This is a genomic window from Granulicatella sp. WM01, assembly GCF_004570605.1.
Taxonomy (GTDB): domain Bacteria; phylum Bacillota; class Bacilli; order Lactobacillales; family Aerococcaceae; genus WM01.
In genome coordinates, this window is sequence record NZ_SPPB01000051.1 from 1 (window position 1) to 13,707 (window position 13,707).

Annotated in this window: 8 protein-coding genes; 5 read left to right on the forward strand and 3 right to left on the reverse strand. The window is 32.6% G+C overall.

Annotation, left to right across the window (positions count from 1 at the left end; translation table 11 throughout):
• The first annotated feature begins 228 nt into the window (after window positions 1-228).
• The 4 genes from nrdD (at window position 229) to E4T68_RS06960 (ending at window position 5,856) form a co-directional block, all read left to right on the forward strand.
• Window positions 229-2,394, forward strand: a complete 2,166-nt coding sequence (nrdD, locus tag E4T68_RS06945; RefSeq protein WP_135125456.1) for an anaerobic ribonucleoside-triphosphate reductase — start codon at window positions 229-231, stop codon at window positions 2,392-2,394.
• Window positions 2,395-2,669: 275 nt separating this feature from the next.
• Complete coding sequence (gene nrdG, locus E4T68_RS06950; protein WP_135125458.1) at window positions 2,670-3,230, forward strand: anaerobic ribonucleoside-triphosphate reductase activating protein; 561 nt, start codon at window positions 2,670-2,672, stop codon at window positions 3,228-3,230.
• A 26-nt stretch (window positions 3,231-3,256) separates the two neighbouring features.
• Window positions 3,257-4,438: a class I SAM-dependent rRNA methyltransferase gene (locus E4T68_RS06955; protein WP_167753853.1), complete on the forward strand. Its 1,182-nt coding sequence runs from the start codon at window positions 3,257-3,259 to the stop codon at window positions 4,436-4,438.
• A complete protein-coding gene (locus E4T68_RS06960; RefSeq protein ID WP_135125462.1) occupies window positions 4,435-5,856 on the forward strand; it encodes an amidase in 1,422 nt (473 codons plus the stop codon). The genes E4T68_RS06955 and E4T68_RS06960 overlap by 4 nt, the downstream gene beginning before the upstream one ends.
• A gap of 598 nt (window positions 5,857-6,454) precedes the next feature.
• Here E4T68_RS06960 and mscL read toward each other — a convergent pair.
• The 3 genes from mscL to E4T68_RS06975 form a co-directional block, all read right to left on the reverse strand.
• A complete protein-coding gene (mscL, locus tag E4T68_RS06965) occupies window positions 6,455-6,829 on the reverse strand; it encodes a large conductance mechanosensitive channel protein MscL (RefSeq protein ID WP_135125470.1) in 375 nt (124 codons plus the stop codon).
• A gap of 589 nt (window positions 6,830-7,418) precedes the next feature.
• Window positions 7,419-10,310, reverse strand: a complete 2,892-nt coding sequence (locus E4T68_RS06970) for an insulinase family protein (RefSeq protein WP_135125464.1) — start codon at window positions 10,308-10,310, stop codon at window positions 7,419-7,421.
• Window positions 10,311-10,319: 9 nt separating this feature from the next.
• Window positions 10,320-10,961 (reverse strand): CpXC domain-containing protein, encoded by a 642-nt coding sequence (locus E4T68_RS06975; protein ID WP_135125466.1) that lies wholly within the window; start codon window positions 10,959-10,961, stop codon window positions 10,320-10,322.
• A gap of 220 nt (window positions 10,962-11,181) precedes the next feature.
• Here E4T68_RS06975 and E4T68_RS06980 point away from each other — a divergent pair, with 220 nt between their 5' ends.
• On the forward strand, window positions 11,182-12,507 hold the full coding sequence (locus E4T68_RS06980) for a CHAP domain-containing protein (protein WP_135125468.1): 1,326 nt from the start codon (window positions 11,182-11,184) through the stop codon (window positions 12,505-12,507).
• Window positions 12,508-13,707: the final 1,200 nt, after the last annotated feature.

A 13,707-nucleotide genomic window follows, 5' to 3' on the forward strand; every position in this document is an offset into this window, starting at 1 on the left:
GGCTTTGATGACGTTATATTTTTTTATTTCATTCACTGTTAATTCTATCCTTTTCATATCTCTAGTTTATCATTTTGGGACATTTTGTCATTCGATTACTTTAAGACATTATCACATTCGATTGATACATTATAAAAATAATAGATACAATATGTTGTGTTTGTTTTTGTTTTGATATACAATATATACTAAATAAAGTGAATTATAAGAGGGTAAGGAGATGAACACATGAAAGTTATAAAACGTGACGGACGAGTTGAAAATTATTATATTGGAAAGTTGAGAAATAGTTTATTTCGCCTAGGCGACTTACCAGAAAATATATTAAATACAGTTGTTTTGTCTGTTGATAAGTGGATTACTGAACAAGAGAACCAGATAATCTATACAAAAGATATTCAAGACTATCTATTGGAAAAGTTAGATACCAAAGAAACTCGGGATTTAAAGGGACGGTACCATTATTATCAAACAACAAAATACGTCAATCAAGATCGTGAAAGTGATATTCATTATTTAATGGATAAATTAATGAATAGAGATAAGACGGTTATTCATGAAAATGCTAATAAAGACAGTGATGTGTTTAATACACAAAGGGATTTGACTGCTGGAACATTAGCTAAAGCAATGGGATTGAAGTTGTTGCCTAAGCATGTGGCAAATGCGCATTTGAAAGGAGATATTCATTATCATGATTTAGATTATCAACCTTATATGCCTATGACAAATTGCTGTTTAATTGATTTTAAGAGTATGTTTGAGCAAGGGTTCAAAATTGGTAATGCAGAAGTAGAAAGTCCTAAGTCTATTCAAACGGCGACTGCACAAATGGCACAAATTATTGCTAATGTTGCCTCAAGTCAGTATGGAGGGTGTTCAGCAGATAGAATTGATGAAGTATTAGCACCATACGCTAAATTGAATTATCAAAAACATTTGAATGTGGCTAAAGAGTGGATTGAACAAAAAGAAAAGCAAGAAGCATACGCAAAAGAGAGAGTTACCAAAGACATTTATGATGCTATGCAATCTCTTGAATATGAAATAAACACGTTGTATTCTTCGCAAGGGCAAACACCATTTACGACTTTAGGATTTGGGCTAGGAAAAAATTGGTTTGAGCGAGAAATCCAAAAAGCCATTTTAAATGTACGTATTAAAGGTATTGGGAAAGAAGCACGCACAGCCATTTTTCCAAAATTGGTGTTTACATTAAAAAGAGGATTAAACCTACATGAAACAGATCCTAATTATGATATTAAACAATTGGCTATTGAATGTGCGACAAAACGTATGTATCCTGACGTGTTGAGTTATGATAAAATTATTGAATTAACAGGGAGTTTTAAAGTGCCTATGGGATGTCGGTCGTTTTTACAAGGTTGGCAGGACGATTTAGGTAGAGAAATTAACGCTGGACGTATGAATTTAGGTGTTGTGACTCTTAATTTGCCACGTATTGCTTTAGAGTCCAGTGGAGATATGAATGTTTTTTGGCAAATTTTAGATGATAAATTATCCATTTGTCATGATGCTTTGACATATCGTGTCAATCGTGTTAAAGATGCTCTTCCTACTAATGCACCTATATTATATATGCATGGAGCCTTTGGTAGACGTTTAGGTATTGATGAGCCGGTGGACGAATTGTTCAAGAATAAACGTGCAACAGTATCCCTTGGTTATATTGGATTATATGAAGTTGCGACAGTCTTTTATGGATCAGATTGGGAACATAACACTCAGGCAAAGCAGTTTACTTTAGACATTTTAAAAACTTTAAAACAATATACTGACGATTGGGGAAATCGTTATGGGTATCATTTTAGTGTGTATGCCACACCGAGCGAGAGCCTTACAGACAGATTTTGTCGCTTAGACACACAAAAGTTTGGATATGTTAACCATGTAACAGATAAGGAATACTATACAAATAGTTTCCATTATGATGTGCGTAAGAATCCAACACCTTTTGAAAAAATAGAATTTGAAAAAGATTATCCATATTTTTCAAGTGGTGGATTTATCCATTATTGTGAGTATCCTGTTATGAAACAAAATCCGAAAGGATTGGAAGCAGTATGGGATTTTGCTTATGATAGGATAGGGTATCTTGGCACAAATACACCAATTGATCATTGTTATGAATGTGGATTTGATGGAGATTTTATGCCTACTGCTAAGGGGTTTAAATGCCCAAGTTGTAGCAATACAAATCCAAAAACATGTGATGTTGTTAAACGGACATGTGGTTATTTAGGAAATCCACAGGCTAGACCTATGGTGCATGGGCGACATGTTGAAATTTCTTCACGTGTGAAGCATGTGCGTTTGAATGATGAACGAAGTATCCTTTGGCAAGTTACAGATACATATACCTCAAAAGATTAGTGATACAACGTATTTGCTTGAGCATATTATGCTAAAATTGTTCATAAACAACAAAGATGAAACAGAAATATGGCAGATGGGACTGGGAAAAGTCTTTAAAATAAAAAATAGCTTATAATGACGTTATCAGAAATGTTGATGCTAAGCTGTTTTCAATTTTTTAAATTTTAATCGAAAGGCTAAAATTCTAGTTTTTGCTCAGTCCTATCAATAAGATAAAGGATATATTTCAGATTGTCTAGTGTTTTAATAAACTATTGAGTAAGGAGGAAACAATGAATAATCCTAAACCAAAAGAATGGTTATCAGATGTGTATAGTCGGCATAAGATTGCTGATTATAAACCGTATAATTTTGTTGATGGAGAAGGGGTACGCTGCTCCTTATATGTAAGTGGATGTAAATTCGCTTGTGAGGGATGTTATAATTTAGTGGCGCAAAACTTTAATTATGGAATAATATATACATTAGAGTTGCAAGAGCGGATTTTAAATGATATTGCTCAGCCCTACTGTCAAGGGTTAACATTATTAGGCGGAGAACCTTTTTTAAATACGCACGTGTGTTTATCATTAGTTTATGCATTTAGAGAAAAATTTAATCAGCAAAAAGATATTTGGTCATGGACAGGATACACATGGGAAGAATTGATGAGTGAAAGTGACGATAAACTAGAATTACTAAAACAAATTGATATTTTAGTAGACGGGCGTTTTGATATCACACAAAAAGATTTAACCTTACAATTTCGTGGGAGTAAAAATCAACGTATTATTGATGTCCAGAAATCATTTGCACAACATAAAGTTGTCTTATGGGATAAGCTCGTGCTATAGTATAAATAAAAACAATGGGGGCAGTTATGTCACAAAAAATTAAGCAATTATTGATGAAAAAGCAAAGTGTACAAAATATAAAAAAAGGAAATCCGTTAATTACTGAAAAAGATATTCAAAACATTGACGTATGGGCAGAAGGAGAAATTGTACATCTTATTGATGCTCAAACAAAACAATTTTTAGCTAAAGCATTACTTGGAAAACAAAATCGTGCGATAGGGTGGGTATTTACAAGACAAAAAGATGTTCATTTAGACGCAACATTCTTTGAGAAAGTGCTACTGCAAGCCATTCAAAAAAGAGATAAGATGACCATTCATAGTAATGCTTATCGACTGTTTAATGGAGAATCAGACGGATTGGGTGGTCTTACTATTGATTTGTACGATAAAGTGGCTATTTTTTCTTGGTATACTGTCGCTCTATATCAATATGCAGAACAGATTATTACTTGCTTTAAGGCGTTGATGCCAAACTGTCAATCAATTTATGAGAAAGCACGTTATGAAAAAGCTCACTTTGATACACGATTTGTTCTTGGTGTTCCTCAAGATAAAATTACGATAAGTGAAAATGATGTGAAATTTTCAACCTTTATGAATGAGGGCTTAATGACAGGGATTTTCTTAGACCAAAGAGAGATAAGAAAATATTTAAAAGCACATGCTATGGGGAAAACGGTATTGAATACATTTAGTTATACAGGTGCATTTTCTATAGCTGCAGCTATGGGAGGGGCTAAACAAAGTGTTAGTGTTGATGTGGCTAATCGGAGTATTGAAAAAACAGAGGCACATTTTGCCTTAAACAATATTTCTATGGATAATCATCGCTGTTACGTCATGGACGTGTTTGATTATTTTAATTATGCTAAAAAGAAAAAACTAGCATTTGATTGGGTTATATTAGACCCACCAAGTTTTGCACGTACAAAAAAACGGACGTTTTCAGTTGTAAAAGATTATAAGTCCTTACTACAAGATGCTATTGCACTAACTGAACCGAATGGACATATTATTGTGTCAACAAATGCGGCTAATTTTTCAGTTATGGATTTTGAAAAAATGATTGATACGGCATTTAAAGAGCTGGAGCAATCGTATCGTATTCAACGTATCTTCAGATTGCCGCAGGATTTTACCACGTTATCTACATTAGAACAAACAAACTATTTGAAAGTATATATTGTGCAGGTGAGAAAATGAGTACAGCCTTAGACTATGCTAAACAAATTAAAGACAAGCGTATTTCTGTAGAAGAGTTAGTAAGTGCTACAATAGAAAAAATTGAGACACTAAACTCAAACTTACAAGCAGTCGTATCCAAACGTTATGAAAAAGCCTTAATAGAAGCTAGAACAAGAGATTTTTCCAATCAACTATTTGGTGGGGTGCCTATCCTTTTAAAAGACTTGTCACAACATCTCAAAGGCGAGAAAAACACGGCAGGATCTAAATTGTTACAAAATGTGTATTCTACGTATACAGATTATTTTGTTCAATCTCTTCAAAACCTAGGTTTTATTGTTGTTGGACAAACGGCTACACCTGAATATGGATTTAAAAATTATACACAATCTGATTTGTATGGGACAACACGTAATCCTTTAGATAGATCTCGCCATGCAGGAGGCTCAAGTGGTGGTGCTGCTAGTGCAGTGGCAAGTGGAATGGTACCTATTGCTAGTGCTAGTGACGGTGGTGGTTCCATTCGTATCCCTGCTAGTTGGACAGGGTTAATTGGATTAAAACCAACACGTGGACGTATGCCAGTTGGTCCGTATCATTATCGTTCTTGGCAAGGAGCGTCTATCCATTTTGCTTTAAGTCAAGATTTACAGGATACAAAAGCCTTATTTTATGGTATGCAGACAGAACAGTGGGATAGTCCATTTACGTTGCCTAAAAATTATTCAAGTGTTTTAGGAAGGTTAAAAATCGCATATAGTTTAAATTCACCAGTTGGGACGCCTGTTAGTCAAAGCGCAAAAGAAGCCGTTTTGAAAACCGTTCGTATACTTTCAGATCTAGGTCATGACGTCAGTGAAAAAGAGCCTGCTTTAGATGGTATTACTTTAATGGAAAGCTACTACGTTATGAATAGTGTAGAAACAGCAAATATGTTTTTCTCCCTTGAAAAATCATTACAGCGAACAATTAGGAAAGAAGATATGGAAGTGATGACATGGCTTATTTACCAAGCTGGAAAAGACGTTAAAGCTAGTGATTATTCAGCGATTTTAAGTCTTTGGGACGAGACGAGTGCAATGATGTATCATTTTCATAAAAATTATGATGTATTTATCACGCCTACGACTGCAACACATGCCCCTAAAATAGATGAGTATGGTGTTGATTCGCATTTAAACGATATTGCTGAACATATAACAGAGTTTTCTCAAGAAGAAAAAGAAAAAATTGTGTGGGATATGTTTTTACCAGGATTAACATTAACACCGTTTACTCAACAAGTGAATTTAACCGGACAACCAGCAATTAGTCTGCCTGTTTACCAAAATGAAAAAGGATTACCCCTAGGTGTTCAATGTACAGCAAGTAAGGGGAGAGAGGACATTTTATTTTTTATTGCAGAGCAACTAGAGTTCTCGTGGAAACAAAAGTAAAACATTCACTTGCTAAAAATGCATAAAAATCACTGTCATTTATATAGTTAAATGTATACACATGTGTAATTTTATAAGTATATTATATGGAAATGGTATCACGAAATATATTTAATTTAAATGTAAATATATTTTAATCTTTTTTTAATGTAAAAACTAGAAATATGTTGTACAATATATTTGCTTCAAAGAAATTTGAAGTATTCCCTATATTTTTCATTAAATCTCCCTTTTATTTAATGAACTAAATCTTCTCCCTTAAAGATTTAGAAAACATATATCCCTCAAAACAGTCGGTTTTCCGACTGTTTTTTTATGTATATACATGTACTAAATAACGATAAAAGTGTTAGATGTTTAACAAAATAAAACAATAAAAAAAGAGCCAGTTTTGAATAAATATGAAAAATGAATGACTCTTTGTTAAGCAGTGTTGATAAAAAACAGTTTTGCTTTCTTGGTAAGATAAAAATAATCGTATTGGGAATTCTTGTTGTTTATCAACACGATTTATTGTGTACCTAGATGACTAAGATATAAAGAAACATAAAAAAACTCTATTACCCATTTGAGTAATAGAGAGAATAATTGCGTAGAATTATCTAATTCTTAATAAATCGCGAATTTCAGCCAACAACTGTTCTTGTGTAGGGCCAGCTGGTGCATTTTCAACATCTTTAGCTTCTTGTTCTTTACGTAAAGATGTTAATTTTTCTGACATTTTCACAACAAAGAATAAAACTGTTCCAATGATTAAGAAATTAATCACGGCATCAATAAAACTTCCAATGTTAATGACACCTAGTTGAAGTGCTTTGAAACTTTTTACATTAAAGATAGCTCCAATAATTGGTGTGATAATATCAGTAACTAATGAGTCAACAATGGCTTTAAACGCAGCACCAACAACAACAGCTATGGCTAAGTCTAAAACATTTCCACGGAATAAAAATGCTTTTAATTCATTCAACATTTTTTTCATGAAATTCCCTCCTTTTTATAAAATGAAATTCTACCTATCATATTATAGGAAAATAAATAGAATTGCAACCGGTATGTTTAATTTTTATAATAAAACACGATTTTTTTCAATAAAGAGTGCATATATCTCATAACGTGCAAAGTTAACGTGGTTTATGACATATAATTAGGTAAGAATTTTAATTCTGTCGTAGAATAATACACAATAAAATAAATATAAAAATAGAGGAGTATTGAAACGTTATGAAACAGGATAATTGTGTTTATTATAGGAACAATGTTGCCTGTCAAAAAAATAGAGTTATGTGTTGTGTTAAATGTTGTTTTTATACTGAAATAGAGCAAATGATAATACAGAATGGCTAAACAAAGTTTAAGTAAAAGAGGAAAAAGTCTTTAAATAACAAAAACTGTGAGAAAATTTCGTCTATAAACGAAGTTTTCTCACAGTTTTAAATATATTTCTCCAGACAATGCTTAGTTTTTTGCAATTCCTTTATTGTGCGTTGTTATCAAGTGTTTATGTTAGGGCAACACCATAATAGTGTTCTTAGTGTAAATAGATTGAAAATCCATCTCTATTACTGGATTAAAGTTTGAATGTTATGTAATAAATTGCCTGTTTGTTCTAAAGATTTTTTATTTCCAACAATACAACGTGCATGATGATTCATTGCAGTTTGAATGAATGACGATAATTGTTTTAAATCATGTAATGTCGTTTGTAAAATTTGAGTGCGTTCTTGCTGAACCATATCAAATGTTATACCTAAACGGTAACGAAGAAATGCTGCTTCTCCGTATAATTTAGGAGAACGTGGAGCATCTATTTCGCCGATTGTGCCAATAATAGCTTTAGTTAATTCTTGTGTATTTAATTGTAAATCGTCGATGAATTGAGAGGCTTGTTCGTATATTTCTATAGTATTTGTTGTGTGTGGATCACGATAAGAAATAAATGAAATATCGCCATCACGCGTAATGAGTGTGAAAGCACCGTAAGCTCCTCCTTGTACACGTACTTTATTCCATAAATAATGTAGGGATAAGATGTTTTTTAGCACAAAGAGTTGACTAGTGTAGGACAAGCCGTCCAGTGAAATGTTAAATCCTTGTGCTACGTACTGCACATCAGAGGCAAATGCCCATCCTTCGTTTTGTATGGCTACTGGTAAATCAAGAGATTGTGCTGTCAATGTGATATGGTTAAATGCTGTCACAAATTGGTGTATAGTATTTTTTTTGTTAATATAGTCTTGCTGAACACCGATAAAGCCTACAATTAGATTATTTTGGATAAAAGTTTTTGCAAAGACACATTCTAACATTTGACTAATTTGTATATAGCGCTCATCAAATTCTTGTGCTAATGTACAAATAAATTGATAGAATGAAATACCGTTTAAATAATCATCTAATTTAGCAGATTTGGCATAATATGTTCTTAAGCGTGATAAAGCAACAAGATGTCCTTGGAATATAAAATGATTTTCTAAATGGCTTTTAATTTTATGGATATGCTCTCTTAATTTATCTTTTTGTTGAAATTGTGTATGTTGTAAAATATTTTGTATAAGATGAAGTAGTGTGTCAACTTTATCTGTGAATGATTTTCCTTTAACTATGAAGTTTGGAACAAAACGTTGGTCTTTTGTACTTTCGTTAAAAACACTTGTTGCAAAGCTAATGCCACCGGTGTGACTATCTATTTCTGTGACTAAATCTTCCAAACTATAGTGTGTAGTTGATAGATTACCTAATAAGCGAGACATCAAGCTAGCATATTGTAATTCATCTAATGTTAGATGAGATAAGTCAAAGTGAAAGCTAATATAATCAATACCACTTGTAAAGGAGGGATGATGCAAATAGGTCACATCATTGACATGCTCAACAACTAATTCAAGTTCTTTAGCCTTAGGATTTAAGTCATCTAAAGAAAGTGTTGGAATACATGCTAATGCTTCGGGGCTATCCGGCTGATTTTGATAAGCGATTAAGTCATGTGTTTGTTGTACAAGATGATCAATCTCTTTTTGAGATAGTGTTGCTTTATAATTTTGTAATGAATGGTGTATTTGTTCAAAAGTACGATCGTTTAAGTTGTATTCTGGTGAAGCAATTGTTAAGAGCATGTGTGGATTATCCAGTAAATAATGACGGATTAATTCTACAAATCGTTCAGGATGCTCTTCTATGTAACGGATGTGTTTTTCAAACTGTAAATTTCCAAATGCTTCGCCATTGTAGAGTGCCATATCTGTGGTCAAAATGGCAAATGATACACCTTTAGGTGTCCCACCTTGCTCTGCTTCTTTTAAGTTAAATTTTGCCTTATTGATAGCAGCTGTAATCAGTTTGGAGTTAATGCCTTCTTGAACAAGTTGATGTAATGTATTAAGGACTATGGATTTAAATGTTTCAACATGCTTGTCCTGACTATTTTTAATGAGGACATTGAACACGGATTGTGCAGCAAATGAGTCGAAATATCCTGAAACATCAGACGTAATATTTGAAGCCATGAGTGCTTGGCGTAGTGGTGATACTTCAGAACCTAATAAAATATCTGATAAAATAGAGAATTGAATGTTTAATGCCACATCAGTGCTTTTGCCAATGACAAAATCCAATCCAATAAATGTTTTATTCTCATTGCTTTCTTCTTCTGTAATGGAATAGGATAAATTTAATGTTTTTGACTCTTTAAAAGGCATTTGTTCGCTTATTAAAGAATTGATTTGACGGTAGTCAAATAAGTCAAAATATTCGTCTAAATGACCTAATTTATCTTCAATAGCCATATTTCCATATAATACTGTATATGAATTACTTGGATGATAGTACGTTTGATGAAAATGAACAAATTCTTCTTGTGTTAGTTGAGGGATAGCAACAGGATCTCCTCCTGACTCGTGTGCATAGATAGTATCTGGAAATAATGCACTTTGAATAGCACGCTGAATAACTTGATTTGGATCAGAGAAAACACCTTTCATTTCATTGTAAACAACACCAGTATAGCTTAATTCCTCATCAGCATGCTCAAGATGATAGTGCCAGCCTTCTTGTTTTAAAATATTTGTGTTTGTTAATAAATTAGGGAAGAATACGGCATCTAAATACACGTCCATTAAATGATAAAAATCTTTATCGTTTTGTGAAGCGACAGGATAGATAGTCTTATCCGAAAAAGTCATAGCATTTAAAAATGTGTTTAAAGAACTTTTCATCAGTTCAACAAAAGGCTCTTTTGTTGGATATTTACGAGAACCGCATAATACGGAATGCTCTAAAATATGTGCAATTCCATTATCATTGTACGGTGGTGTAGCAAATGCGATAGAAAAGGTTTTGTTTGAATCGTCGTTTGCGATATGAAAAACTTTAGCTTTGGTCTTTTGATGTTCATAAACATACCCAATACTATTTATATCTGGTAAGTTAATAGTCTGCTGTAATGTAAAAGTCATAAAAATCTCCTATCTTAATTGAAGTGTGTCAATTGCCCAGTTGGCATCAACATGATGAATGCACCCAGTTGAAAGATATAATTGTTCATTAACACGTTGATGAACAATATCGACAAGTTCTTTTTTATACTCACTAACAGAGGGGTGTTCATCTGTAACAATAGCAATAGCAGGCTTGTTGTTTTGCTCGTAAAAATAAAGGCGAACAGGTTTTTGAATGAGTTGTTGCTCTTGTAATAATGTATGAGTAAGTAATTTCACGCATTCAACTTCTGTGTCTAACATACCATAATCTAAAATATTAATCTTTTCTAAAAATTCAGTTAAATAAGTTGTTACACGTATGGTGTATTGACTATAGTCATTGTGTGTTCCTTCAAACAACTGAGTAGATAGTTCTTCTAAAGGAACAACATTGTCTGGAATAAAAAAGACTAAAAATTGTTTTTGAGTGTCTTCAAATAAACAAGGATATGTAAATGGAATGGTTTCTTGTGTTTTTGGATGTTTGATGTGAAATAGTTCGCCACTTGCTAATTTGTCAATCAAATGGGTATCCTGTTGTCGATTGATGTAATGATAGCATGTCCAAGGTAATGTTTGGTTATTGTCTAATGTTATTGGGTAGGTTGTTTCTTTTTTAAATAGCATAATATCCTCCGTAAAAATATATTCACTTTATCATTATAATATACTAAAAAAAATAAATAAACCATTATAATTAGGCGTGCTGAAAAATAAGACACATAAAACGGACGTTAAGTTTAGTGTCTTGTAAACGAACTGTAATATTAAAGTAATATGTTTGTGGTTGTTTGGTATCAGGAATAGTGCTATTCTATATGATAAATAAGAATCGGAGGGATGAATTATGAGGAAACGCACAATGTTATGTTGTTCAGTGCTTGTGTTAACAAGTGTATTGGCAACTCCAACAATAACATTTGCTGAAGATTACGCATCTCAAATTCAAGAAAAGAGTCGAGCTATTGAGCAACATCAACAACAAATTGAGAGTAATAATCAACTGTTAGAAAGTTTGAATGCTCAAAAAGAAGAGAATACAGGAAATTTGACATCTCTTATTTCAGAAATGGAAAAAACTGAGAAAGAAGTGGCTCATTTACAACAAACTATTCAGCAAACGCAAGAAGATATTAGTAAGTTAGAAGATGAAATTAGTTATTTGAAAGATGCTATTGCAAAACGTGCAGTTAAAATTGAGGCGCAAGTACGTTATATGCAAACTGACAGTCCAGGAGATTCTTTTTTAGAGGCGATTTGGACGTCTGAATCTATCGTGGAAGCATTTGAAAAAATGTTTGCTATGGCAGAATTGACGAGTGCATCGCAAACAACGTTGAAGCAACAAAAAGAAGATAAAGAAGCTGTTGAACGTAAACATCAAGAATTAAATACACAATTAGCAAGTCAAGGACAGCGTGCATCGGAATTGCAACAACTAGTACTGGAACAAGCTAATCGTCGAACACAGTTAGAAACAACGATTGCAAATTTACAATCACAAAGTGAAACAGCTAATTCACAAAACGCTGAATTACAAGCGCAAGTTGCAAAAGCACAAGAATTGATTACAACGTATAAACAACAAGAAGAGGAAAGACGTCAAGCTGAACAACAAAGTGCAATAGCTGCACGTTTATCTCAAGAGAATAATCATGTTGCTAGTACATTAGTAAGAACAGAACCATCGGCAGCTGTTGTTAACACGACACAGGTATCGCCAGTAGATAACACGTCTGTAGAAGTACCTATTGTTCAATCTGCAGGATATATTTCAGGTGGTGGACATTATGCTTCGCCAAGTCCAAGTTATATTGCTGCTGTAAATGGCGGAGTGCCTGGACAGTGTACATGGTATGTGTATAACCGTGTTGCTCAATTAGGAGCGCCTATTCCCTATAGAAAAATGGGAAATGGTGGAGAATGGGGAACCTATGCCCGTTCGTATGGCTACACTGTAACTAATACACCTCAAGCAGGAACAATAGTTTCTTTCACAAGTAGTGTGCCAGGAATGTCATATTATGGGCACGTAGCATTTGTTGAAAGTGTCAATCCAGACGGTTCAATCGTTGTATCTGAGATGAATGTGCAAGGAGCATTTGTTATTTCGACACGTACCATTCCAGCAAGTACTGCTGCATTAGGACAATATATTCATGTGGGTTTATAATGAATTGAATATTGAAGAGTAAAGATTAATCGTGTTGGTGAATTTGTTTTATTCACCAACACGATTTTTTATATGACAAATCTGTTTTTATAAACATTCAACTATTTTAATAAGTTTGTCTAATATTATTCTCATCATTTAAAATTAGTCTATGTTGAATGTTGCACATGATAGTTCTCTTTTTTAATTATGAGGGAATGTATACAAATTTAAAAGGTGTTGATAGATTCCTAAAGGAAGCTATCAACACCAAAGAGTATAGAATCAACACTTTGTTGTCATAACAAAATATTATAATGCACAATATTGCTAATTCTTTTTTACGTTTCAATTCATAAAAAAATTCAGAGAATTTAAATAATAAAGAAATATAAATCCACTGGCTCAAATGATACTCTTTATTTAATAAAGTGCAAACAATCCACATAAAAGAACAAGTAACAACAGTATAATTTAATAAACTAATAAAAAATTTTTTAAGGATACGTCTATTATTTTTATAATAATCAATAAAGTGAGAGCAATACCTCTACGTTTTACTTTACACATGTAGAATTCTTCTTCCTAGGTTTCGTTTGTCTATTAACATAATAAAAGTATATTCTTTTTTTGTATGAAATCAATTTCCAACTAAAAAAATAGAAAACATTTATATTGTAGACATTATATTTTTTTAAAATACAAAAAAGATTAGAATATATGTTTACTCTTTTCTACTTTTCGTTTAACAGCAAATTCATTATTAAACTTATGAATTAAATTTGATTTTTCATCAATGTTCAATGATGACTTATGAATAAATTTAATTGTTGCACTGGCTTGGTCAAGATTAATCTTGCAATGTAAAAGTATCTAATCATATATTCTATTCAAGACAAATTTACCAATGTATATATTGGCATAATCTGTTTGTCCCAACATCTAGCTTTATCATGTCAACAGTTTAAGTCAAGACTTTTGAGCAGGTTATTTAGGGTGTACAATAAATCGTGTTGGTGAACAAAAAAGTTCGCCAACACGATTATTTTTTTATAGAAAAAAGTGAAGCAAACCAGTAAACTATAAGTTGAGACAAAATAGTAAAGAGGTGCTTCACATGGATAAGAATACCAGAAAATTATTGAAATTGGAAGAAGAATTTGAATTTCCAGAAAATTGGCTAACTCAAGACGTGCAACATCATATTAAATATCATATTAT